The 23,921-nt window shown below is 36.7% G+C and carries 24 protein-coding genes; 12 read left to right on the top strand and 12 right to left on the bottom strand.

Annotated elements, in window-relative coordinates; translation table 11 throughout:
• Window positions 1-191: 191 nt before the first annotated feature.
• The 5 genes from QNI22_RS01925 (at window position 192) to QNI22_RS01905 (ending at window position 6,829) form a co-directional block, all read left to right on the top strand.
• Window positions 192-836 (top strand): TetR family transcriptional regulator C-terminal domain-containing protein, encoded by a 645-nt coding sequence (locus tag QNI22_RS01925; protein ID WP_314035766.1) that lies wholly within the window; start codon window positions 192-194, stop codon window positions 834-836.
• Between the two features lie 51 nt (window positions 837-887).
• Entirely contained in the window at window positions 888-2,204 is a 1,317-nt protein-coding gene (locus tag QNI22_RS01920) for an ABC1 kinase family protein (RefSeq protein WP_313983830.1), read from the top strand.
• A gap of 192 nt (window positions 2,205-2,396) precedes the next feature.
• The gene (locus QNI22_RS01915; protein WP_313983832.1) at window positions 2,397-3,938 is read left to right on the top strand and encodes a hypothetical protein; all 1,542 of its coding nucleotides are present in this window, start codon (window positions 2,397-2,399) and stop codon (window positions 3,936-3,938) included.
• Window positions 3,939-4,115: 177 nt separating this feature from the next.
• Window positions 4,116-5,303, top strand: coding sequence for a helix-turn-helix domain-containing protein (locus QNI22_RS01910; protein WP_314508899.1), 1,188 nt, complete (start codon window positions 4,116-4,118; stop codon window positions 5,301-5,303).
• A 77-nt stretch (window positions 5,304-5,380) separates the two neighbouring features.
• On the top strand, window positions 5,381-6,829 hold the full coding sequence (locus QNI22_RS01905) for a S41 family peptidase (RefSeq protein WP_314508898.1): 1,449 nt from the start codon (window positions 5,381-5,383) through the stop codon (window positions 6,827-6,829).
• 207 nt (window positions 6,830-7,036) lie between these two features.
• Here the strand turns inward: QNI22_RS01905 and QNI22_RS01900 are convergent, their stop codons facing one another.
• The 8 genes from QNI22_RS01900 to QNI22_RS01865 form a co-directional block, all read right to left on the bottom strand.
• The gene (locus QNI22_RS01900; RefSeq protein ID WP_313983838.1) at window positions 7,037-7,405 is read right to left on the bottom strand and encodes a hypothetical protein; all 369 of its coding nucleotides are present in this window, start codon (window positions 7,403-7,405) and stop codon (window positions 7,037-7,039) included.
• A 90-nt stretch (window positions 7,406-7,495) separates the two neighbouring features.
• Window positions 7,496-7,903, bottom strand: a complete 408-nt coding sequence (locus QNI22_RS01895) for a hypothetical protein (protein ID WP_313983840.1) — start codon at window positions 7,901-7,903, stop codon at window positions 7,496-7,498.
• 108 nt (window positions 7,904-8,011) lie between these two features.
• Complete coding sequence (locus QNI22_RS01890; protein ID WP_313983843.1) at window positions 8,012-8,275, bottom strand: hypothetical protein; 264 nt, start codon at window positions 8,273-8,275, stop codon at window positions 8,012-8,014.
• A gap of 71 nt (window positions 8,276-8,346) precedes the next feature.
• Window positions 8,347-8,715: a hypothetical protein gene (locus QNI22_RS01885; RefSeq protein ID WP_313983846.1), complete on the bottom strand. Its 369-nt coding sequence runs from the start codon at window positions 8,713-8,715 to the stop codon at window positions 8,347-8,349.
• A gap of 69 nt (window positions 8,716-8,784) precedes the next feature.
• Entirely contained in the window at window positions 8,785-9,093 is a 309-nt protein-coding gene (locus tag QNI22_RS01880) for a hypothetical protein (RefSeq protein WP_314508897.1), read from the bottom strand.
• A 101-nt stretch (window positions 9,094-9,194) separates the two neighbouring features.
• A complete protein-coding gene (locus QNI22_RS01875) occupies window positions 9,195-10,058 on the bottom strand; it encodes a hypothetical protein (protein WP_314508896.1) in 864 nt (287 codons plus the stop codon).
• A gap of 112 nt (window positions 10,059-10,170) precedes the next feature.
• Window positions 10,171-10,839, bottom strand: coding sequence for an AAA family ATPase (locus tag QNI22_RS01870; protein ID WP_313983855.1), 669 nt, complete (start codon window positions 10,837-10,839; stop codon window positions 10,171-10,173).
• Between the two features lie 261 nt (window positions 10,840-11,100).
• Window positions 11,101-11,898, bottom strand: coding sequence for a PD-(D/E)XK nuclease family protein (locus tag QNI22_RS01865; protein ID WP_314508895.1), 798 nt, complete (start codon window positions 11,896-11,898; stop codon window positions 11,101-11,103).
• 213 nt (window positions 11,899-12,111) lie between these two features.
• Between QNI22_RS01865 and QNI22_RS01860 the strand changes: the two genes are divergently transcribed.
• From QNI22_RS01860 to QNI22_RS01840, 5 genes are all read left to right on the top strand, one after another.
• Window positions 12,112-13,134 (top strand): XRE family transcriptional regulator, encoded by a 1,023-nt coding sequence (locus QNI22_RS01860; protein WP_314508894.1) that lies wholly within the window; start codon window positions 12,112-12,114, stop codon window positions 13,132-13,134.
• Between the two features lie 221 nt (window positions 13,135-13,355).
• On the top strand, window positions 13,356-13,910 hold the full coding sequence (gene pyrR / locus QNI22_RS01855) for a bifunctional pyr operon transcriptional regulator/uracil phosphoribosyltransferase PyrR (protein ID WP_314508893.1): 555 nt from the start codon (window positions 13,356-13,358) through the stop codon (window positions 13,908-13,910).
• Window positions 13,911-13,984: 74 nt separating this feature from the next.
• Complete coding sequence (locus QNI22_RS01850; protein ID WP_314508892.1) at window positions 13,985-14,911, top strand: aspartate carbamoyltransferase catalytic subunit; 927 nt, start codon at window positions 13,985-13,987, stop codon at window positions 14,909-14,911.
• A gap of 209 nt (window positions 14,912-15,120) precedes the next feature.
• Window positions 15,121-15,837, top strand: a complete 717-nt coding sequence (locus tag QNI22_RS01845) for a BamJ family beta-barrel-assembly machinery protein (protein ID WP_314508891.1) — start codon at window positions 15,121-15,123, stop codon at window positions 15,835-15,837.
• A gap of 59 nt (window positions 15,838-15,896) precedes the next feature.
• Window positions 15,897-16,664: a BamJ family beta-barrel-assembly machinery protein gene (locus tag QNI22_RS01840; RefSeq protein ID WP_314508890.1), complete on the top strand. Its 768-nt coding sequence runs from the start codon at window positions 15,897-15,899 to the stop codon at window positions 16,662-16,664.
• A gap of 62 nt (window positions 16,665-16,726) precedes the next feature.
• Here the strand turns inward: QNI22_RS01840 and dcd are convergent, their stop codons facing one another.
• Window positions 16,727-17,251 carry a dCTP deaminase gene (dcd, locus tag QNI22_RS01835; RefSeq protein WP_313983875.1) on the bottom strand — a complete coding sequence of 175 codons (525 nt, stop codon included), beginning with the start codon at window positions 17,249-17,251 and terminating at the stop codon, window positions 16,727-16,729.
• Window positions 17,252-17,463: 212 nt separating this feature from the next.
• Here dcd and QNI22_RS01830 point away from each other — a divergent pair, with 212 nt between their 5' ends.
• Window positions 17,464-17,904 (top strand): hypothetical protein, encoded by a 441-nt coding sequence (locus QNI22_RS01830; protein ID WP_314508889.1) that lies wholly within the window; start codon window positions 17,464-17,466, stop codon window positions 17,902-17,904.
• A 135-nt stretch (window positions 17,905-18,039) separates the two neighbouring features.
• Entirely contained in the window at window positions 18,040-20,463 is a 2,424-nt protein-coding gene (locus QNI22_RS01825; protein ID WP_314508888.1) for a TonB-dependent receptor, read from the top strand.
• A gap of 5 nt (window positions 20,464-20,468) precedes the next feature.
• On the opposite strand, the gene QNI22_RS01820 is transcribed toward QNI22_RS01825, so the two are convergent.
• The 3 genes from QNI22_RS01820 to QNI22_RS01810 form a co-directional block, all read right to left on the bottom strand.
• A complete protein-coding gene (locus QNI22_RS01820; RefSeq protein ID WP_314508887.1) occupies window positions 20,469-21,431 on the bottom strand; it encodes a glycosyltransferase family 2 protein in 963 nt (320 codons plus the stop codon).
• Window positions 21,432-21,560: 129 nt separating this feature from the next.
• Complete coding sequence (gene rsgA, locus QNI22_RS01815; protein WP_314508886.1) at window positions 21,561-22,484, bottom strand: ribosome small subunit-dependent GTPase A; 924 nt, start codon at window positions 22,482-22,484, stop codon at window positions 21,561-21,563.
• 94 nt (window positions 22,485-22,578) lie between these two features.
• Window positions 22,579-23,766 carry an acyltransferase family protein gene (locus QNI22_RS01810; RefSeq protein WP_314508884.1) on the bottom strand — a complete coding sequence of 396 codons (1,188 nt, stop codon included), beginning with the start codon at window positions 23,764-23,766 and terminating at the stop codon, window positions 22,579-22,581.
• Window positions 23,767-23,921 lie beyond the last annotated feature (155 nt).

Here is a 23,921-nt window from a genome sequence, read left to right as displayed (position 1 = left end):
ATAAAATACACAGACAGGTAGAAATGTCAGATATCAAACAAATAAGAAGGTTGTTGAAATAAAATAAATCCAACACCCATACGTCTACCAGATAGGATGAGTGACCTATAGTTACTCAACTATTTATCATCCTAAATCAAAACCATTTACCTGACTTTTGGGTTATTTTGTAAACCTGACTCATTACTTCTATGAACAACCAAGAACTTATTCAAAAAACCTATATCGAGTACCTTCTTGAAAATGGCAAGGTCCCTCCTTCTCCCTATCTTTTAGCTAAACTAGCCGGAATTGATGAAAAAGATTTTTATGCCATCTACAATTCGCTACAGGCAGTAGAGGCAGATATCTGGCTCCAGTTTTTTCAGGAAGCCAAACAACAAACTATTTCCCAGGAAGTGTATGAACGATATTCTGTCCGTGAAAAACTTCTTTCCTTTTATTATACCTGGGTGGAGGTATTGAAAAATCATCGGAGTTTTGTACTGTTTGCTGCAGGGACCAGACATCTACACCAGGAAACAGCCCTGCTAAGTCCTTTCAAGAGAGCATTTACCGAATATGCAAATGAACTAATTACTGAAGGTCGTAATACAGGAGAGGTTGTAAACAGACCATTTGTGACTGAAAGATATGCTGATGGATTCTGGGTTCAAGCCTTATTTGTACTACGTTTTTGGGTAAAAGACAATAGTGCTGGTTATGAATTGACAGATGCCGCTATAGAAAAAGCAGTAAATACATCGTTTGACTTTATTGGTAAGTCAGCACTGGATACATTGTTTGACTTTGGCAAATTCCTTTATCAGACTCAGCGAGCAGGATACGGACTATAAGATCGGACTACGTAGTAAAAACAGGCATTTGTCATTAATCAAACCTACACTATGAAATCGCAGAATAATATTCCAGCAACCAAAGTTGAAAGAGCAACCCGGTTTGTTACCACAGGTATTAAAGTTGGAGGAAACTACATTAAGCACTATGCAAAGAAAGCCATCAATCCGGACCTATCCCGTGATGAGCTCCATGAAAGCAATGCAGCTGATATTTATGAAACTCTAAGTGAATTAAAAGGCAGCGCACTAAAAGTAGCACAGATGATGAGTATGGACCGCAATCTGTTACCGAAAGCCTACTCTGAACGATTTCAAATGGCACAATACAGTGCACCTCCTCTATCTGGTCCATTAGTAATCAAAACCTTTACCCGCTACTTCGGCAAAGCGCCTCAAGCATTGTTTGATACGTTTGCGATGGACGCATCCAATGCAGCATCTATTGGTCAGGTACATCAGGCTACAAAAAATGGCAAAAAGCTGGCCGTGAAGATCCAGTATCCGGGGGTAGCTCAAAGCGTTAAGTCAGATCTGAAAATGGTTAAGCCCTTTGCTGTCCGTTTGATGAATCTGAATGAAAAAGATGTAGATAAGTATATGGACGAAGTTGAGACGAAACTTCTGGAAGAGACAGACTATCAACTTGAACTTCAACGTTCTCAAGAAATATCAACAGCCTGTGGCCACATTAACGGTCTGGTATTTCCGACCTACTATCCTGAATTTTCCAGCGAAAGGGTACTTACTATGGACTGGCTGGAAGGTTTCCACCTGGACGACTTTCTTAAAACCAATCCTTCTCAGGAAGTACGTAATAAAATAGGTCAGGCCTTATGGGATTTCTATGACTTTCAGGTCCATATACTACGGAAAGTACATGCAGATCCCCATCCGGGAAACTTTCTGATGCGTCCGGATGGAACGATGGGTGTTATCGACTTTGGTTGTGTCAAAGAGATTCCGGAAAACTATTACCGCAATTATTTCACGCTGATCAATCCTGATAATCTGAAAGACCCGGCTATCTGTGATAAAGTTTTTGTTAATCTGGAATTTTTACACGAACAAGACACGCCTCAGGAACGAAAATTTTATAGTGATTTATTTATTACTATGATTGGCTTGTTGGGCAAACCTTTTCATACCCAAGAGTTTGACTTTGGAGATGATGCTTATTTCCAGTCTATTTATGATTATGCAGAATATCTTTCCAATCTAAAAGAATTAAGAGAATCAAAAGTAGCACGTGGTTCAAAAGATTCTTTATATATTAACCGGACGTATTATGGATTGTATTCCATGCTGAATCAACTGAAGGCAGTAGTTCGCACCAGCAGTCCGGCATGGCTATGGCAACCTATCTGAATTAACACTATATAAATGCTTCAATAAAAGAGTTTTGCATCGGGGGTCATCTGTTTTTCCAGTAAAATATTTCCATTTTTTATATGGAATTTACAACTTATTTGTATCTTAACTAAGTGTAATAAAAACACTGGAGAAATCCATTTACAGTACCAGCTTACATGATCTATAATCATATACACCAGACTCCCGATGAAAAAACGCATACTTATCCTTGCTGTTTTACTAGCCTGGATTAATCCAATACTTACCAGAGCACAGCTCAATCAGGTCTTACGATTAGAATTACCCTTAAAAGAAGACGATTACGAAGATCTGATTTATGATGTAACACCTTTAGAAAAACAAGGACTACTTGTATCTACTCAACCACGCTTTCCGTCGGGAAGAGATGGGAATGTATGGAATATTACTCGTTATGATACTACACTGCATCAGATATGGGCTAATCAATACAAAGTAGATCACCTGTTCGAACCTGTCAACACCTATCTGGATTCCAGTTATTATTATGTCTTACTAGCTCAGCCAGACTCGAAGAAGTTTAAAATATTTCGACTGGATCTGATAACGGGTGATCATGAATGGATGGATGGTAATACCCTGACTTATATTTATATGACAGAGTTCAAGGTATTAAGTAATACAGCTTTTATTGGTGGAATAGTGAATTATCGCCCTGTTGTGCTAACATTCAACTTCTTTGATAAACGAACGCGTGTATTACCGGCTTTATATGAACCCCGTACAGAGCTTAATCATATTCAGATTGATCCATACCAACGTATCAGTAATGTACTCATCTATACGCAGGAACGTAATCATGGTAAGTTATCTGTTCGCTCGTTTGATTATTCAGGTAAAGTAGTACAGAATGTGACATTGGAAAGTCCTAAAGAGAAAGGTCTTATTACAGGACGTATTACATCCCTCAACGAACAGGAAAAGCTAATTATGGGACACTATGCCTATAAAAACCTTCCTTACTCTCAGGGGTTATTCATGGCTAAACTCAATGGGAATAACCAGGAATACATCAAATACTTTCAATTTAATGACTTTAAGAACTTCTTTAATTTCATGAAGCCGCGCCGACAGGAAAAAATCAAAGAAAGGATTTTAAAGAAACGCCAGAAAGGAAAAGAAATGTTATTGCATTATAAATTGCTAATGCATGATATTATCGAAACTTCAGATCAGTATATACTTGTTGCAGAAGCATTTTACCCGCAGTATCGTTCAGGTACTTCGTATGGCTATGCCTATGCTCCAATAGGAAACTTAGGAAGAAGTTATGGAGACCGTGTATTTGAAGGGTATCACTATACTCATGCTGTGATATGTGGTTTTGACAAATCAGGCAATCTACTTTGGGACAACTCTTTTGAAATCCAGAATATAGTTAATTATAATCTGCGGGAAATGGTTGAAGTTGCCTTTGACCAGGACAAAATTATTCTCACCTATCCGGAAGAAGGAGAAATCCATACCAAAGTGATTCGTGGTAATGATGTATTAAAAGAAAAAGAGAAATTTAAGATCGCGACTAATTTTGAAGAAGATAAAGTGATTGACTCTGATGATGTGAATATTGATTTCTGGTATAACAAATACTTTATCAGTTGGGGCACACAGGAGATCCAGGGTGCAAGAACGGTAGGCTCCAGCAAACGCAGAGTATTTTATCTTAATAAAATAACCTACGATGCCAATCTGACTACCCGACAAGAGTAATTGATATATTTTGTATAGGCGGATCATCTCATAAATCACATAGTATTTCATTGATTTTCACATAGGTCATTCTTAGCAGATTAATTACATAGCTGTTTTAGCTGAATCAAGCTGGAACAGCTATTCTTTTTTAGTAAAGAGTTTTCTTTACCTTTACACTACAAAACTATAGTATGCATGCCTTTTACAATCTTGCAGTTACTACTTGTTGCCGGTGCTGCTCAAGGATTTCTGTTAGCCTTTTTGCTGGTAACCCGAAGAGTTAATCCTTTGGCAAGTCGTTTATTAGGGTTATTAATTTTTCTAATTTCCATTCAAACGTTATTAGTCGGCTTTGACAATCGGGAATTTTTTCTTCGCTTTCCTCATCTGAGTAAGATATCCTGGCTACTACCCTCTTTGTTTGGTCCATTACTCTTCTTGTTTACCCGAAAAATAACTTCAGAGAAACCAATCTGGAAAAGAGCAGACTGTATTCATCTGGTTCCCTTTATCGTTTATTTCTTTTATCTCTTGCCTTATTATGCAAAATCGGCAGCAGAAAAAAGTGCCTATCTGAATAACTTTGAGGCAGCTCTACAGGACGATTTTGGTTTTTTGAATCAACTAACCAACTTCCTGCATCTGTTTTATGTAACGTTGTCTTTATTTATAGTAAAGAAATACCAGCAGGGTATTCTGAATTCATTCTCTGATATTACTCAAATCCGCCTCCGCTGGCTTCGTCAGCTTCTGCTTTTTGTCTTAACAGTAATGCTTATCTCTGTTATTATTTTTTATGCAAAAAAATGGAATATTGGTTGGCTAACCCAGCTCTATCGCTATCATTATCTTGGTGTTGTAGCCTTAATTTACTGGATTGGCTATAAAGCACTCTCACAGCCTCGCATTTTTAACCAGTTTGAATTGCCAGTCACCCATGTGCCTGAACCCAAAAAAGATGTGTCTATTTCTGTTGTAGCAGAAGAAGAAATACCTAAAAACAAATACCAGAAATCGACATTGACTAATGATGTAGTGGATACCTATCTTAAGCAGTTAACTCATTTGATGGAAAACGAGAAACTGTACCTGCGGCAAGAACTCACCATTCAGGATTTAGCGGAACGAACAGGTATTTCCAGGCATCAATTGTCTCAACTTATCAATGAGCGCCTGGAAAAGAACTTTTATGATTTTGTAAACGAATATCGTGTAAAAGAAGCACAGCGTATGCTTGTTGATCCCAAGTATAAACACTTGACGACATTAGCTATTTCAGGAGAAGCAGGATTTAACTCCAAAGCCACATTCAATGCTGTTTTCAAAAAAATAACCGGACAAACTCCGTCTGAATACATCAAATCATACAAAGAAGTTGTCTGAATTTATCGGATCAGACGATCAATACTAAGTGGGGATATACTTTTGCACCACATTTTACTACAATCTTATTTACAACTATGCAAAAAAAGGTCCTTTGTTTCTGGATAGGTCTAATCATATGCCTGTCCAGCTTTGCTCAGACGGTAAAGCTAACTCCCACTCAGATGCAGGAAGATTTTGATGTCTTCCAGAGAGCATTAAAAGAAGCACATCCTGGTTTGTATCGTTATACAGATACAACAACATTTACAAAGATGTTTGATAGTCTGTCACATTCTTTTAAACGAGAGATGACTGATCAGGAATTCTATCAAACTCTTACTCCAGCTATTGCGCAGATCAAATGTGGTCACACAAAATTTCATCCGGATGGCAAGTGGACGACTCGTTATTTTTACGCGACAGATCAATTGTTCCCTTGGCAGCTTTATTTTACTCAGCAGAAGGTATATGTACTGGAAAGTTATGCAGGCAATCTTCCAGTCGCTAAAGGAACAGAAATTATTGCAATCAATGGCAAACCTGTTTCAGAAGTTGTTTCTTCATTACTCACAAAAATTTTCGTAGATGGAAACAATCGGTCTACCCGATATCTGGAATTAAACCAAGGCTTTTCAGCTTATTATGCTAACCTTATAGGTTCGTCCCCATCCTTTCAGATTACTTGCCGTAAAACAGATAGTACTACTTCATCTCTTGAAGTTCCAGCAGTAACAGTATCTCAGATTGAAGCATTTGAGAAACAGCATCCCAAACCAGAAGAACCTACCTTTCAGCTGAAATTTCTGGACAATCAAACGGCTCTTATACGTATCAAGGTATTCTATCCAGCTCAAAAAGGAGATGATTATGAACAATTTCTAAAGGAATCTTTTGCTCAACTCAAAACCCGTAATATTCAACATTTGATTCTTGACTTGCGGGATAATGAAGGAGGCCTGGACCGATGGGGAGCTCAACTGTATTCTTATCTGACAGATGAAAAATTTCCTTACTATGACCGTCTGGAAATGACCCCAACCCATTCATATAGCTTTGCACAATATGCAGATATGCCTAAGTTTTACGGCATTCTAAAAATGCTAATCAAAAAACCTAAAAATGGACCACATTTATGGACACATCACAAAAACCTGAAGGTTCAGAAGCCCCAGCAAAATGCCTATTTGGGTAAATTATATATCCTTACGAATGGATGGAGCTTTTCGGTAACGTCAGAGTTTGCTACAATAGCCCACTCTCATCAGAGAGCTACATTTATTGGACAAGAAGTAGGCGGAGGCTATTATGGAAACAACAGTGGCACCTTCATTATTGTTAAATTACCTCACAGTAAGTTTATTGTAGGGATTCCCATGTTAGCTTATTATATGGCTGTTTCAGGATATCCATATCCTGATCATGGTGTGATTCCAGATCATACGATTGAACCCTCTATTCAGGATATACTTAATCATACTGACAGGGAACTACAATTTACTCAGGATTTGATTAAACAATCTTCGCTTTCATCAAATGGTAATTAACTATGATTAACAACAATATAGAAGGTATTCAGACAAGTACAGATAATGTCTAGGAAAAGGTTATTGAAATTCTAAAACAATAAGCATTTAAACAATCATAGTCAATCGCTATCACTTCCCAAGCTTACAAACAGAAAAAGTCCCATTGTATGTTACTCTGACTACATACAATGGGACTGTGTATTATATTAATAATCTATCTGATTATTAGCTGGCAGCACGTAAATGATCGGCACTCTCAATGAAAAGTTCTGTAAAGGTAGACTTTGATACAGCCAAAGAAGACTGAAGCTTTCTGTCAGCATCCACTAATCTTTCTCTGGTATGTGAGTATACCTCATTAAAAGAAGCTGCATCACATTTTTTCAATTCATCAAAATCTATGGAATATTTGCTATTAAAAGTCTCATCAAAAGTCTGTACCTGGCATGAATCACATGAAACTACCAACACAGTATTTTCATCCAAAACAGCATAGTACCATATATTAAACTCGTCTGTCAGATATAACGGCAATGTCGTTGCCAGATTATCAATAGTTTCTGTTGTTAATCTACGTTTAATCTTAAGTGCCATAGTTTTCTAACGTTTTAATTATTTTCAATTTGGGTAATAAGTGGATTGGTTAAATTTGTGTATGTAATCCTGCACAATTCCACTTCTATTTTAATATACATCTGCACTCACATCAACTCGGTTTGTTTCCTGCACTGAGCGTGGTGCTTTAGTAAAATCCAGAAAAACACCTACAACTTCATCTCCTGTCAGAAGATCTGTATTCACCAATGAGACTTCTGCTTCTATAGCCCATTCAGGTATTTCGATTACTTCATTATACTCAGCAATAGGATAACAATTTGCAACAGAAACTTCATTGAATGGATGCCATATGATACTTTCAGTCCGTCCATTATGGTTAGTCATCTTAATACAGAAATAGATTTTTATAAAATCATCAATCCAGTCAAAATAAGAAATATGTGAAAGGAGGATTACTTTATCTAAAACCATCTCTGTAAAATCAGGGTCAAGGGTAATGCGTTGACAAGGATAGCGGGTTGTAAGTTCAATCATCAGTAAAAAATCGAAAAGTAATACACTGAAAACAGGATATATCAATACATAAAACCACATCCTTTATTGAGTAATCTATCAGCGATCTATTACTCACCTTTGTCTGGCCTATGACTTCTTAATAACGCCTTTCCGATCATCATTTCTATCTTGCGAACTTCCCCCTTCTCCACTGTTAACAGCATACTTAACATCCGTATTCGTATCTTCCTGCCATATCATTCCAAAAATCTGAGCAGCAGTAAGTTTTTGATACTTTTGAATATACCCTCTGCCACTACAAACACCGCAGATAGCAAATTCGCGTTCCTGTATCTGAACAGTACGACTTCCGGCACAATGAGGGCAAGTGATCTTTTCAGCAACGTACATGGCTATTATTAGTTTTGTTTTAATTTGTAAAAACACCTGGTCCACCTATTGCAACCAGCATTTTTTATAGTCTAAAGCTGTTGTTTTATTAATCTGGCAATTTGTTCGAATGGTAATCCCTTATCGTTCAAAGCTACCAGAGAAATATTTTGTCCGTCATATTCTACCAACGGATTATTTTTTTCCAATCCAGCCCATTCCATTACAGGCTCAATCAAATAGTCTTCACACCAATGAATTTCACGTTTACCGACAATCCGAAAACCACTTTTGGTTTCCATAGGCTTCCATCGGCAATCCGTATGGTGTTTTACATATAAATCACATAATACTCCCAATACACAGAAATGATCTTCTTTATCTCTAAGCCGTTTAGATCCCTGTTTATACTCCCCACTGAGCAATGCCTCCGTCCATAACTGCTTAACTTTACTATTCATATGGTTTGTTTTTTTAAAATGAATCCCTTCTACCAGATAAAGATCAAATCTGAAAGAGTACCACTTTCCTTAGGCAGGTATACGCCATCCGGTATTTTCCGGCAAAAAACGAATTGACTTTCCTTCCTGTGAAACAGAGTCTCCACGCATAAACCAATTCATTTCCTCACTGATTAATTCATCTTCCGGCGTTATTTCTACAGGTTCTAAAGAATCATCTCTTAAATCCAGAAAAAATGATTCAGATTGACGAATACGATCATCGGCCCATTTCAACAATGCCTCCCACGCCTGCCATGCTTCAAATTCCTGATACATAGCTATCTCTGCGCCGTTCTGATAGTATTCTTCCAGATATAAATCTTTATTCGAAATCATAGTTGTAGTAAATGAATATAATAAGGTACTATAGCTGGTTGAGAGAGGGGAAATCTATTGATAAATTTCCTGCCAGATTTCACCCTCTCATCAGATCTTACTTAAAAAGGCAGGTCTTCATCATGCATGGATGTAATAGGCAGGTCTAGCTGTGAAATAGGTTCCTGCATATTGGAATGCATCATGTTAGATGAATTACTTGTCGTCACTACTTCATCATACACACGAAGGCGATATAATTTGCGGTCATACGCCATATCCGGAGTAACACCATAATCATTACGAGATTGGGCATTTGACAAATAATTCACCAATTCTTTATGCAAACGTTCATAGTTTATTGTCCATGAAGGCATAACCAAACGAGGAAATACAGTCTGAAAACGACGTCCGTCATCTGCAATACGTACGCCCAGCATTATTTTCACATAAGAAGCTTTATCACTTTGCAGAATCTGGTGCAATTGTTTCAGGTTTCCTTTAGAAATGGATGCAAAATCCAGTACAACTGCTTTGTCTTCTGTTTTCTTGTTCATCCAGGCATTTACAAAGTGTAGTAATTCTGCTTCTCCTACACGTGCACGTTGAAAAGGAGCACTAAACCAATCTTCATAAGGAGATTTTCCTTTTTCGAAAAATACCTGAGGGATGTAAGCGGTTTTCCCTTGTTGATTAATTACCTGGATATTACCCACTGTCGATGGACGAGCATCTTCATTTTTCACAAAAACAGAGTGGCGTACCCGTACATCTTTCCCAGATTCATCTTTACCTTTTAACCAGAAGTCAATTCGATATCGACCATCTTCTTCACGATAGTTTACAGGTTTGGTTCTACCACTATCCAGTGACTCCTGAGTGACAATACCCATTTCAATACGTTCTGCATCGGTTGGGTTAATTGCTTCAACATACGCCAACAAAATACCTACATAGTGTTCTCTACGTACTGATTCTTGGGGCATAGTTGGAATGGAAGTTGCTAACATAGAATTTAAAAATTAAGGAAGTTAAACATCTTTTGAAGTAAATATTCTGGTTTTCTTATTGAAACTTCTCTCTATTCGCAACCACAAATCAGGCAGCTTCTGCCAGTTTCATTGCACTTTCATGATAGAAAGCGTCGTATACCTTTACAATTGCAGCAAGGTCATTTTCAACCAGAAAATCTTTAAACATGCCAAATGGCGTTTTAGCAGGTAAATACCCGTCTGTATTTGTTATGAACTTGTAGTCTACTCCATTTCCATCCTGTCTGCGTACAGTTTTGGAATAGAACACACACGTTGCGTTCTTTTCAATCATCCCTTCATTCTCTTTTCCTTTTACTTTCAACCGCTGAATTCTTTCTCCATCTGAGTCCATTAAAGTTTCTGTATGGCCTACAACAAACACATATTTGTTTTTTAGGCTTTTCAACGCCTGAAACAAATTGAATATTTCTGTGTTATATAAGTTCCATACATCAAACCCCTTAGCTTTATTTTTACATTCAGCCAGAAGAATATCACAGAATTCAGAGAATGAATCCAGTATTATTATTCTAAACTCATCATTATCACGTAACCGGTTAATTGCTTCAAACAGTTTGAAAGTAGAATTGATTGGTACGTTTACCAATCCCTTGGATTGAAAGGGCAACATTTTGCGTTCAACATTTAATACAACCGCATCTTTGCCTAAATTATGTAGTGAGTAGCTCTTGCCTGTACCTGAACCACCGCCAATGATTGTGATAAGATTCATAGTTTTATTCGTTATATGCGATATTATTTACAGTACAAATATAATCAAATATTATATTATCCAAAATAATTATTAAAATTATTTTCAAGATATTTATTATCATCTCAACTTCAGGTCTTTATAAAATAAGGTGATAAGACATGATATATAACAATAAAAAAACTCCGTCAACAGAGTTAACGGAGTTTTCAAACAAGGATGAAAAATAACAAAAGAGAAGGTTGTCAACTATTTTCTGCTCAGAAATAAAGTGTCTATTTTTTACCAGATTACTTTTACTTCTTTGAACTGTTTTTTATCTGTACAGGAATGTTGGAATGGACAAGATTGACACTGTTGATAAGATGGTCTGGCAGGAAACCCCTGCTCTTCCATACTCTTCATTTTATCAAATGCTTCTGTTGCAGCATGACGCACTTCCCAGAAACTTCCATTATTCCATTCTACTTTAATTACTTCATAATCACTTCGTGGAGACCAGTCTGCTACTATATAATAAAACTCAGGCATAACACCCTCGCTATTAAGTTCCTTCGACTGATATAAAGCCCACATATAGAAATAAGCCTGTGTATGATCCAGTCCTATCGGATTCCGCCATCCACCGTTTGCTACGTCTCCAGTTGCCTTGATATCAATCACTGCCAGTTTATTATTTACCCGTGCCAAAACATCCAGACGGCATTTTACAGTAACAATCTCGTCTGTGTCAGGATGAGTAAACTCAGTTGCGATCACAACATCCGTATCCAGTATTTCTATACCATAATAAGGAAACAGTTCTTCTCGTATAAATTGAGCCTGTCCATCCAGCCGCTCAAAATCCACATATCGCTTACCTGTTTTCTGCAGAGGTTCTATAGGCGGAATCCCCGATTTACCACATGAACCAGTGAGTTTATACTCAAAGTAAATACCTCTCAACTGACTATCTGTAGGCACTGTAGGCAATCCTAAAACATAAGCACCATATATACGTCTGGGACATACATCATTACGCAATTCTTTCACCAGGGACTGAGATACAGAAGGTCTGGATGCAATAGCAGGTATAAACATATTATCTCGCTTTATTATAATCAAACCATTTAAACCGTTGCAAATATAATTAAAACAGATAAAAATCAAAAATAAAATTTCTTATTTTTGAGGTAAAATAATTTTTATCACTAAAAAATAGGAATAAATAATTTATTTTAATTATTATTGCATTCGAAAATTATTACTACAGCGAAAGAAATATCATTGTAACTTTCTTCTTATTATAATAACATGACACCTTTTTCAACATATGCGCAACGTTTTAAACAATTGCGCAAAGCAGCAGGCTTAAATCAGCAAGAGTTTGGAGAGAAGCTGGAGATTACCCAATCCAGTATTTCTCAGATTGAAAGTGGAAAGAATCTGCCCAGCACAGCAGTATTGGAAAAGCTGGTAGAAATTTTTCCTAACCTTAATAAACAATGGTTATATCATGGTGAAGGTGAAATGTTTCTAAATACTACCCCTCCTACACCAGCAGCACAACGTATTCTGTCAACCAACTCTTTTCTGGGAACAGGCGAATCTACTAATCGCGACTGGCAACGCATTCAGGCTGAAAATGATATGCTAAAGGCTCGTATTGAGTTAATTGAAGAAACCAATGATGATCTATATCGCAAACGGAAAGAACTCGAAAGAGAAAATGAAAAATTACGCCTGGACAAAGACACAAGCAAAGGCAATGTGGTAGAACGTGTTATCACTCAAACGGAGCGTATTATTCAGCCATTTGCAGTTACAGTCAACCAGGAAGGTACTGATAATATACTGATGGTTAGTACTAAAGCTGCCGCCGGATATATGCAAGGATGTGTTGAACCAGAATACATTCGTAATCTGCCAGCCTTTTCTATTCCTAGCGTAGAGTTTAGAAATGGCACATTTCGAGCCTTTCAGGTAACAGGGCAAAGTATGGAACCTACTCTACACACGGGTGATTGGCTGGTTTGTGAATTTACAGAAAAATTGAGAGATATCAGAAGTGGAGAAATGTATGTAGTCGTATCTGATACTAAAGAAAGTGTAGTAGTGAAACGAGTTGAGTATGTAGAAGATTCACAAAAGCTTTACCTGCAATCAGATAATTCAATTTACCCAACATATTCTATTGCCACCAAAGATGTTAAGGAAATATGGAAGGTAAAAGCTCATATGAATATGCAACCAGTTAAAGGATTCTTGTATGAAGTAGAGTTGGAACTAGCGAAAATGAAAGATCAATTACAGGAATTACAACGTCGAATTGGATAAAAATCTGCTGAGAATGACCTAATAATCGCAAAAGCCCCGCTCTTTGAGACGGGGTTTTTGTTTATTCAGACATTAAAGATTTATGAGAATAAAGATTAATATTTGATAAAATCATAACATATTCTCCATGAGATACATTTCATAAAATATGTAAAAAATTCCGATGTGCGAAACTGAAATCCGAAATCGTTTTTATCTTTGCAGGCATATTTACAACCCCCATGCCTAAAAGACTAATTTTAGATAGTCGTTTGCTGGACATTACTATCACACGTTTGTGCCAGCAGCTCATTGAAAATCATGACACTTTCGAGCAGTCAGTCATTCTTGGTTTACAACCCAAAGGCGTTTTTCTAGCCAAACACATTCAGAGCAAGTTGCAGGAATTAACAGGTAAAAACGTTCCAACCGGATATCTGGATACCACTTTTTATAGAGACGATTTTCGCAGACGGGAAACACCCCTTCTTGCCAATACAACACATGTACCTTTTATTATTGAAAACAAAAAGGTCATTTTAATCGATGATGTATTATTCACTGGCAGATCAATACGGGCAGCACTAGATGCAATGATTGCATTTGGAAGACCCCATAAGGTGGAATTACTGGTCTTGATTGATAGAAAATACAGCAGAGATTTGCCTATCGAGCCACATTATGTTGGTCAACACGTAAATACCATTCTATCTCAACGTGTTTTAGTGGAATGGACAGAGAAAGGGGCAACAGAAAATGCCATCTGGTTAGTAGATACTCAGGATACAACTGGATAAACTATCCGCAGTCCTTTGTCTTAAAATAGATAGTTTGCTTTATAAATTCTTATTACAACTTTATAATTAACGCAATGCCTTCACTGAGTGTCAGACACTTACTTGGAATCAAAGACCTCACACGTGAGGATATAGAACTGATTTTTGAAACGGCTGATACCTTTAAAGAAGTAATCAACCGCCCTATCAAAAAAGTACCTTCTTTGCGAGATATAACTATTGCCAATGTCTTTTTTGAAAACTCGACAAGAACCCGCCTGTCATTTGAATTAGCTGAAAAACGATTATCTGCGGATGTAGTCAATTTTTCATCTTCAGGAAGTTCTGTAAAAAAGGGAGAAACACTACTGGATACAGTTAATAATATCCTGGCAATGAAGGTAGATATGATAGTAATGCGCCACTCTAGTCCAGGAGCTCCTCATTACTTATCCAAACACATCAAAGCTAATGTAGTCAATGCGGGAGACGGGACACATGAACATCCTACTCAAGCTTTATTAGATGCATTCTCTATTCGTGAAAAACTTGGAAGTCTGGAAGGAAAGAAAATAGCTATTATTGGTGATATTCTCCATTCACGAGTTGCTCTCTCTAATATATTCTGTCTGCAAAAATTAGGAGCAGAAGTAATGGTTTGTGGACCTATTACGCTTATACCTAAATATATTCAGGAATTAGGTGTTAAAGTAGAATATGATGTTCGTAAAGCCTTGCAATGGTGTGATGTGGCAAATGTGCTTCGTATACAACTAGAACGTCAGCAGATCAAATATTTTCCCTCCTTACGGGAATATAGTCTCTATTATGGCATAGATAAAGCACTGCTTGATTCACTAAATAAAGAGATTATTCTTATGCACCCAGGCCCTATCAATCGGGGTGTAGAACTTACCAGTGATGCTGCAGACTCCCAACATTCAATTATTCTGCAACAAGTAGAGAACGGAGTGTCTGTCCGTATGGCAGTGTTATTCCTACTGGCACAAATGAATCAATAAACAGGATATTTGCATTCTAATAAACACATAAATAGAATGAGAACACTCCTTCTATGCGTTTAGAGTGCTACAAAATATCCGATAAAACATCACGTATGTGAGGATAATCGAAAAAATCCTGTAATTTCGCGGCATCTTCATAGCTACGGGGAAAATATTATACAGAAATCAAGACTATTATCAATCCATATCTTTTATCTTTCTTTTAAATGAAAAAAAATAATATGATCGCCATTATGCTGCTAGCGGGTGGTGTGTTCTTTTCTTCATGTAACAACAACAAAGCCGGATTCGGCTCTGGATCTGTTTCATTGAAAAATGCCAAAGACTCAGCTAGCTACGCACTAGGCATAATGCAGGGAAAACGCTTTAAAGACAATGGAGCCGATACTCTTTTTAACCTTGAAGTACTTCAAAGTGCTATGTTAAGTGCATTGAAAGGTGACAGTGTAAAAATGAGTGATATGCAAATGCAAATGATGATTAACTCATATATAGAAAAAGAGCAAAACAAAAAGTTTGAAGCAAACGCAAAGGCAGGTGAGAAATTCCTGGCAGACAATAAAGCCAAGTCTGGTGTAAAAACAACTGCTTCCGGATTACAATATGAGGTAATCAAAGAAGGTACTGGCGTAAAACCAGTTGCTACAGATACAGTAGAAGTACACTATACAGGAACGTTGACTAATGGTAAGAAATTTGACAGTTCCTATGATCATGGCAAAGCTGCTAAATTCCCATTGAATGGTGTAATTCCTGCATGGACTGAAGGTTTACAACTGATGACTGAAGGCTCTAAATATAAATTATTTGTACCTTCTTCATTAGGATATGGCATGCAGCCACCTCCAGGAAGTGGTATCGAACCAAATTCAGTATTGGTATTTGAAGTTGAGCTTTTAAAAGTATATAAAGGGAAAAAATAATTTTAAAACAAACTAATGCAAAGTAGCACGCAATGTCGTGCTACTTTGCTTTTACTGCTATGAGAAGAATTTCAATTCTGTTATTATTACTAAGTCTGATTTCGGGAATTGCATACGCCCAGAAAGAGAAAAAAGACAAGAAGAAGAAAAAGGGCAAAGGAGAAACAGAAGCAACATTGCCTGTAGCACCACCTAAGCCTCAACTAAAAAATTATCTTGATTCAGTAAGCTATTCGATTGGAGTAAACATAGGAAGTAGTGTAAACTCTCAACCGATAGATTCATTAAATACCGAATTATTACTGCAGGGATTGCGTTCCGTACTGGAAAAGAAAGACACTTTATTATTAAGTGAAATGCAATCGGTAGGTATACTTCAAAACTATTTTCAATCTATGAGACAGAAAATGGAAGAGAAAAACAAACAAAAAGCTGTAGAAAACAAAAAAATGGCAGATGAATTTTTAGCTGCAAATAAAACAAAACCAGGAGTAGTGACAACAGGAACTGGCCTTCAATATCTGGTTCTTAAAGAAGGGACTGGCCCTTATCCAAAACCAACTGATCGGGTAAAAGTGCACTACACAGGCACATTTCTGGATGGAAAAAAATTTGACAGTTCTATAGACAGAGGAGAACCTGCTGTTTTTGGTGTCCAACAAGTAATTAAAGGCTGGACTGAAGCACTGCAAATGATGAAAGTAGGTTCCAAATGGAAAGTCTTCATTTCCCCAGAGCTTGGCTATGGAGATCAGGGAAGAGGTGCAGAAATGCCTCCTAATAGCCTGCTTATATTTGAAGTTGAATTACTTGGAATAGAAAAATAATAACCTTTTGCTATAGCTATAAAAAAGCCTGTGATAATCGAATTGTCACAGGCTTTTTTATTTTATTTCTTTTCAAAATCTTTATAAAGCAAACTGGGTTGTATCCCCTGATTATTCTGATACTTCCCACTAGAGTAGACTTCATATTCACCCTCTACAGCATGGTAGAAAATCTGACATATCTCAACACCTGCATAAATGCGCAATGGGTGAATACAAAACATCTCTAATGTCCAGAAGCCATTAAAACCAACATCCCCAAATCCTGCTGTAACATGTACAAATAAGCCAAGTCTACCAATGGAAGAACGTCCTTCCAGCATAGGAACATAGGCATCTGTTCTTGTGTGTTCTATAGTACGCCCCAGATAAAGCTTTCCGGGCTCCAATAGTAATCCATCTTCAGGTATTACCAATTTACTTGCAGGATTAGGCTTCCGCATATCCAGCTCAGGTCCATCGTATACCAACAACTCATGATGTAATTTTAAATTATAACTATTTGGATTAAGTTGGGTTTCACTGTAAGGCTCAATAAAGATGGTTTTATTTAATTGCTTACGGATTTCCAGCCCTGAAAGGATCATAATTAAGTAAAATTGCAGATTATATAGAATAAACCCACCTGTAATCAAATGGGTTGTAAAAAACAGTCAAAGGTAATGAAAAGCCATATGTTTTTTCTTTGCCCGATCTACTATTTTTTAAATCTGGTTAATTGTTTGCATCAATAAATTTGCAACATCATTGCAAATAATATCTAAATTTGTCATTCATCAACCCTTCTGACAATTTAGACATGCATAAATCAATCTTACTTCTGATCTTTATTAGCATTTGCTCTTTGTTACAAGCCCAGAACAAGCAGAATAATACTTCTATTTCTTCAGAAACGTGGAAGATATTATCAGATGTAAAATTCAGATTACGGGATGATTACTACACACCACAATTTGGTGACCGTGTTAAAGCATTACAGGGAAAGTCTGTAGAAATAACAGGCTACATCTATCCATTTGAGCAAACACGTTGGTCAAAACATTTTGCACTCTCCTCTCTCCCACTGAATGCTTGTTTCTTCTGTGGTGTAGGAGGTCCCGAAACAGTAGTTGAAGTTGAAGCTCAATCCCCTGTTAAACAATCAGAAAGCCCTGCTAAAATCCGTGGTATACTGATACTTAACAGCCAAGACCCAGAAAAGATGATTTATATTATCCGTAATGCAGTAGTCACAGAATAAAAAATTTAGCCTCACCTAAAATTATTTTTCAATTAATTAAAATAATATATACATTTGCATAAGATAAAATAGTAGCATTGTCTGAAATAAATTCACCCTACTAAACAGAATACCACAAAACAATCTGTCGTATCTATGCAAAAAATATATACTATCCTTATCCTTTCGTTATGCTATTGTACCACATGGGCACAATATTCGCTACAAGGAACAATTATTCATCAGAATGATAGCACAGCTGTGGTGGGTGCTACTATCTATATACCACAGTTACAGATTGGAGCAACAACGGATGCCAATGGAAAATATCGAATAAACAGGCTTCCGAAAGGCTATTACACGATCCAGATCAGTAGTGTATCCTATAAGACTATTCTAGCCAAAGCAGACATACAAAGTGATCAAAATATCAACTTTGTTATAGAAAGCACCTCTCAAACACTAGAAGAAGTGATTGTAACAGGATCATCTACTAAAACCATCATAAAAGAAAGTCCTATCCCAATTGTAGCTATTGGCCAAGCAAAGCTCCTGCAACAATCCTCAACCAACTTAGTAGATGCGGTTGCTAAACTACCCGGCATGTCACAAGTATCTACAGGTATAGGATTAAGCAAACCTATTATCAGAGGCCTGGGATTTAATCGGGTTATCACTATGCATGATGGAGTACGCCAGGAAGATAATCAATGGGGAGAGGAACATAGTATTCAGATAGACGAGTATTCAATTGATCGTTATGAAATCATTCGGGGAGCAGGTTCGCTTATGTATGGATCAGATGGATTAGGGGGCGTTGTATCTATGCTATCACCACGTCCTGTTGAAGAAGGAAAAATCACAGGACGTTTACTAACCAATTATCAAACCAATCATAGATTGATAGGAACATCCGTACAAATTTCAGGAAATAAAAATGGTGTCACCTGGCATTTGCATACATCAACAAAATCTTCTCAAAACTATAGAAACCGTTATGATGGCATTGTATATGCTTCTAACTTTGCAGAGCCTTTCAATATTAACGGATCTATAGGTTTAAATAAAAAATGGGGTTATTCCAGAATCTACTTTCTACGATCATTCCAAAAATTTAATATTATAAATGGCACACGTGATAGTAACGGCCATTTTACTACAGCGACTATTCTACCAGACGATAGTACAGGTACAAGAGCCGTAACTCAGGAAGAATTAAAGAGCAGACGTTTTATTCCCTATAATTCCCAGCAACTTATAAATAGTAAACTCGCATGGAGCAGCCTATTCAATCTCAACGATAAATCTTCGCTTTCTGCAACTATCAGTTATGCTCAAAATCGCCGAAATGAATATGGGGATGTAACCCGCCCCTGGCAGTCTCAATTAAGTCTTTATCTGCATACTTATTATTATGACATTCGATACAATTTAGCTCCTACTACACTTTGGGAAGTAAATGTAGGTTCTAATGGTATGTATCAACAATTAGACAACCATGGATTTCAGGTATTATATCCAAACTATAATCTATTTGACAATGGCCTTTTTGTATTTGGTAAGCGCAACTTTGAAAAACTGAAAATCAGTGGAGGAATAAGATATGATTCAAGGACACTTACTATTGGCAAATTATATATCGACTCTACAGGTAACTTCCAGGTTACTCCACAAGGAGTAAACTCTGAAAGATTCAGTGGATTGGAGAAAAGATATCAAAACATATCTGCCAGTCTGGGTGGTGTCTACACTATCAATGATCAACTCCTGATACGAACCAATATATCCAGAGGATTTCGTGCACCAACAGTTCCGGAACTTTCCTCTAATGGTGTTCATGCCGGAACGTTTCGTTATGAAATAGGTAATCTGAAAGCGATACCAGAGGTAGCCTATCAAGGTGATATTGGCTTCACCTATGAAAACAAAAATTTGTATGTGGATGTAAACCTTTTCCAAAACTCTATTCGCAACTATACATTTTCTGAACGAGTTCAAACACAGAATGGAACTGACTCACTGGTACAAGGTTCAATTCCTGTATTCAGATACACTCAAGGCAATGCCCGCTTACGAGGAATTGAAGCAACTGCCACTTTTAATCCTCAGTCTGCTAGATGGTTTAGTATTACCCAAAATTTCTCCAGTGTATTTGGAGAAAATCTATCTGCCAGTAATGAAGATGGGAGAAACTTACCTTTTATGCCTGCACCACGATGGATTACTCAGTTAAAAGTAAGTAAAGATCGTTGGCATTCATACTTTCAAAATCTATATGCAACCATTGATTTTGAATTATATCAGGCACAGAATAACTATTTGAAGGCATATAATACAGAAACACGCACCCCAGGATATCAAATCGTCAATATAGGTATTGGTGGCGATTTAACAACAAAAAGACGACAAACGTTGTGTTCCATTTATTTATCTGTAAATAATGTATTTGATATAGCCTATCAGTCACATCAAAGTCGTCTGAAATACCTGGATACAAATATGGCTACAGGGAGAACAGGGGTATATAATATGGGCAGAAACATTAGTTTCAAGGTTGTTATTCCTTTTACATCCAACTAGTAGAGCTAAAACACAACTACAGGCTTTTTTAACCGCAGATATTGACGATAAAAAATAAACAAAGGGAATCTGCTTTTGGCCAAACCAAGCCAAAGGTGGTCTAAACGGGTGAGTTCAGTAATTTTTGAGAGAAGTTGTCCAAATTTATGTACAAGCTCCCGATTATCGGTAAATAAGGCCTGAAGTAAATAACGACGTATGCAAATCGCTAGTGCCTGATTTTCTTTATCAAAAGAATTCAGACGATAGGCATGCTGGCATCCCTTTAATATAGATAGCAGATGAGCGTGAATGTAGTTTCGGTCATTCAGGATATCTCCACAAATTCTTATTTTGGTAAGGGCTTCGTTCTGATAATAGTAATAATACTTTTTAGCAGAACGAACCTGGAAATCAAACTCTTCATGCTCCAATGATTCATCATAGCCATTCAGGGTTTCATAAACTACCCGGGCAACCATCATAGAGGCACTACAAATATATTTTTTCCTGAATAATGAGGCATATACATTTCCAGAATTTCCTTCATTGAGTTGCTTGCTTTCACTATTCCTTTCATACCAGAACCCAATATGATCAAGCTGTTCATTTAATAACTCAGCATCTGAATAGACTATTCCATATCGTTTATCCAATTTAGAAAAAGCATTTAATTGCCTTTCTACTCTGTGAGGGACCAGAATATGATTTCCGCTAATGTGAATGATATACTTGCCAGAGGAGTGACTGAGTGCCTGATTGAAAGCAATAGCTGTATTCTGGTTTGTATTCAACCGAATGAATATAGCATGAGGACATATTTCCAGGAAAGTTTCAATCTTGGATATACTATCATCCGTACTTCCATTGTCAACAATTATCAGTTCAATGGCAGAGTAGGTTTGCTGATATACAGATAATAGAGTATCTCCTACAAAACATTCCTGATTGTAGCACAGACAGATTACAGTTACCAGGGGCTGCTCCATAAGATAAAAGAGCGAGATTTTAAATAGACAGGTATTCTATACTACGAAAATCCTTACCAAAAGTTACTTTCCACTATCATTGTACACAAAGTTTATGAATTTCCTGTAAAAATAACAGGAAATAAGCGATTATTTACGATTATCGTCTCCCTGAAGCATGCTCAAATAGCTGATATATCTGCTTTCAGCAATCTTGCCTGCTTCTACAGCTTCAAGTACTGCACAACCTGGCTCATGAGTATGGGTACAATTATGGTATTTGCATTCACCAAGTAAATCACGCATCTCAGGAAAATAATGACTGACTTCCCATGATTCTATATCCGCCAAACCCAATTCTTTAATACCCGGAGTATCTATAATAAAAGTATCAGGTTCTATCTCAAACATTTCTGCAAAGGTAGTAGTATGTACTCCCTTATTGGCAAAAGTAGATACTTCATTAGTCTTCAGTTTCAGATTGGGATTAACACTATTGACTAAAGACGACTTTCCTACTCCAGAATGTCCAGACAATAAACTTTTCTTATGGCGGATTGTTGCATGAAATTCATCAAGATTGATATTATCTAAGGTTGAGGTTTCAATACATTTGTAGCCTAATTCTTCATATAAAGCAATCAATTCTTTCTGGTTTACTCTGGCCTCCTCTTCAAGCAAGTCTATTTTGTTAAAGATCAAAATAGTAGGTATCCTAAAACTCTCTGCTGTGACCAAAAAACGGTCAATAAATCCAAGCGAGGTTCGAGGAAATGTAAGAGTAACTATAAGAATAGCCTGATCTATATTGGCGGCAAGAATATGACTAAATGCCGATTTGTGTACTGATTGACGAATAATATAGTTTTCTCTTGGTAAAATTTCAGTAATGATCCCTGTAGCAAGACCTGGCTCATACTCATATACTACTTTATCGCCCACAGCAATAGGATTATTTATCTTAATATCCTTAAGCTTTATTTTTCCCCGTAAACGGCATTTTAACAATTGATGGTCATCCGTACGAACTTCATACCATGATCCGGTTGAGCGCATTACAATTCCTTGAGGCATTAGCTATTCTTTTTTGCCACAAATGTCGGGAATTCTAGTAAGGAAGCGAAATAAGTATCTGATTTTGTCAGTAAGCATTTACAATGCAGTAAGACTAACTTCGGCTAAAATACAACTTCAATTTCATAAATCGTATTTCTAAGCAATGATATGATAAGGCCGCAATAATAATGGCGATGCTAAATACCATCCCTGTAAGGATCAGATGATGCCATAAATTATCCACTGTCGAGAAAAAGTACAGAAAAACACGAATTGCTATGACAATTGCAATATTATGACACATATATAACCCAAAAGATATTTTCCCCAAATAATTAATTATAGGGTTTTCCAAACTAAATAAACGATTGGTATTAGCAGCCATATTCATAATAAAAATAATAAATAACACAGCATAGAACTCCTGGCTTACTGAAGTTCCTCGTAGTAACAAAAGAATAAGGACTACATATATAAATAGTTGAACACTTCTTGAAAACAAAATTTTCAAAATCTCTTCTTTGTTAAAAAATAATAGGTAAGCTCCAATCCCTCCAATCGCCATACAGCTAATTCTCAAGTCCTTAAAAAATTTTGTAACAATAGTAGCCAAAGTATACCAATCTGGATTCGAAATATGTAGATAATGTCCCAGTGTAATAAGTCCATCTCCAAGAAAGCCATTGGAGAACATTACAATTACTACAATAATCGCACATAAAACCTCAAGGTAGTGCTGTGTTTTGCTTAGAATGATTGGCCATAGAAGATAAAACTGTTCCTCAACACCAACAGACCATGCCTGCCCGGCATAGGGTACAGTACTTGTCACTACTGAAGCTACATTAGGAAGAATAAGCAGATATAAGGTAAGTTTGAGAGAGAAATCGGTTAACAGATTATCAGATAAATATGGGATATAAAAAAACTCGAAGCGTGGTAAAACCAGAAAAGCAATTATAACGACCAAGTAATACAATGGCCAGATACGTAGTATACGACGCATGTAAAATGACTTGATAGCTATATGGGAATGCTTCTGTTTTTCAGCCAATAAAAGATATGTAATTAAGAAACCACTTAATACAAAGAAAAGAACTACTCCTAATCCTCCTATTCTGGCAATAAATATATTCTCGGAAAAGTTTTTCATTCCAAAAAATGCCTTAAGTATTTCCATATGATGGAACAATACTAATAGGGATGCAATACAACGAATACCATTCAGATTTGGAAAAAAAACAGCAACCGGAGTAGAGACAGAATTTGAAGTAGTGGTGTTTAGCAACTTTTTTACCATTAGTTAACAGTCTCTAACTATTGTAAAATTCACAATAAACTACAGCTGGCATTATCAACTTGTAAGGTATAACACATAGAAACACAATATATTAACCTGACATTCAGCACATATCCTCACAAACAAATATATAACTTATCTAAATGGTTTATCAT

The organism is Xanthocytophaga agilis (assembly GCF_030068605.1).
In the GTDB taxonomy this organism is placed as follows: Bacteria; Bacteroidota; Bacteroidia; order Cytophagales; family 172606-1; genus Xanthocytophaga; species Xanthocytophaga agilis.
Note: the sequence above shows the minus strand (reverse complement) of the source record. Positions and strands in the feature narration are given on the sequence as shown.

Bases quoted from the DNA above. Each gene is read 5' to 3' on its own strand.
- QNI22_RS01925 (WP_314035766.1), top strand. From the start codon at position 192: ATGAACAACCAAGAACTTATTCAAAAAACCTATATCGAGTACCTTCTT.
- QNI22_RS01920 (WP_313983830.1), top strand. From the start codon at position 888: ATGAAATCGCAGAATAATATTCCAGCAACCAAAGTTGAAAGAGCAACC.
- QNI22_RS01915 (WP_313983832.1), top strand. From the start codon at position 2,397: ATGAAAAAACGCATACTTATCCTTGCTGTTTTACTAGCCTGGATTAAT.
- QNI22_RS01910 (WP_314508899.1), top strand. From the start codon at position 4,116: ATGCCTTTTACAATCTTGCAGTTACTACTTGTTGCCGGTGCTGCTCAA.
- QNI22_RS01905 (WP_314508898.1), top strand. From the start codon at position 5,381: ATGCAAAAAAAGGTCCTTTGTTTCTGGATAGGTCTAATCATATGCCTG.
- QNI22_RS01900 (WP_313983838.1), bottom strand. From the start codon at position 7,405: ATGGCACTTAAGATTAAACGTAGATTAACAACAGAAACTATTGATAAT.
- QNI22_RS01895 (WP_313983840.1), bottom strand. From the start codon at position 7,903: ATGATTGAACTTACAACCCGCTATCCTTGTCAACGCATTACCCTTGAC.
- QNI22_RS01890 (WP_313983843.1), bottom strand. From the start codon at position 8,275: ATGTACGTTGCTGAAAAGATCACTTGCCCTCATTGTGCCGGAAGTCGT.
- QNI22_RS01885 (WP_313983846.1), bottom strand. From the start codon at position 8,715: ATGAATAGTAAAGTTAAGCAGTTATGGACGGAGGCATTGCTCAGTGGG.
- QNI22_RS01880 (WP_314508897.1), bottom strand. From the start codon at position 9,093: ATGATTTCGAATAAAGATTTATATCTGGAAGAATACTATCAGAACGGC.
- QNI22_RS01875 (WP_314508896.1), bottom strand. From the start codon at position 10,058: ATGCCCCAAGAATCAGTACGTAGAGAACACTATGTAGGTATTTTGTTG.
- QNI22_RS01870 (WP_313983855.1), bottom strand. From the start codon at position 10,839: ATGAATCTTATCACAATCATTGGCGGTGGTTCAGGTACAGGCAAGAGC.
- QNI22_RS01865 (WP_314508895.1), bottom strand. From the start codon at position 11,898: ATGTTTATACCTGCTATTGCATCCAGACCTTCTGTATCTCAGTCCCTG.
- QNI22_RS01860 (WP_314508894.1), top strand. From the start codon at position 12,112: ATGACACCTTTTTCAACATATGCGCAACGTTTTAAACAATTGCGCAAA.
- pyrR (WP_314508893.1), top strand. From the start codon at position 13,356: ATGCCTAAAAGACTAATTTTAGATAGTCGTTTGCTGGACATTACTATC.
- QNI22_RS01850 (WP_314508892.1), top strand. From the start codon at position 13,985: ATGCCTTCACTGAGTGTCAGACACTTACTTGGAATCAAAGACCTCACA.
- QNI22_RS01845 (WP_314508891.1), top strand. From the start codon at position 15,121: ATGAAAAAAAATAATATGATCGCCATTATGCTGCTAGCGGGTGGTGTG.
- QNI22_RS01840 (WP_314508890.1), top strand. From the start codon at position 15,897: ATGAGAAGAATTTCAATTCTGTTATTATTACTAAGTCTGATTTCGGGA.
- dcd (WP_313983875.1), bottom strand. From the start codon at position 17,251: ATGATCCTTTCAGGGCTGGAAATCCGTAAGCAATTAAATAAAACCATC.
- QNI22_RS01830 (WP_314508889.1), top strand. From the start codon at position 17,464: ATGCATAAATCAATCTTACTTCTGATCTTTATTAGCATTTGCTCTTTG.
- QNI22_RS01825 (WP_314508888.1), top strand. From the start codon at position 18,040: ATGCAAAAAATATATACTATCCTTATCCTTTCGTTATGCTATTGTACC.
- QNI22_RS01820 (WP_314508887.1), bottom strand. From the start codon at position 21,431: ATGGAGCAGCCCCTGGTAACTGTAATCTGTCTGTGCTACAATCAGGAA.
- rsgA (WP_314508886.1), bottom strand. From the start codon at position 22,484: ATGCCTCAAGGAATTGTAATGCGCTCAACCGGATCATGGTATGAAGTT.
- QNI22_RS01810 (WP_314508884.1), bottom strand. From the start codon at position 23,766: ATGGTAAAAAAGTTGCTAAACACCACTACTTCAAATTCTGTCTCTACT.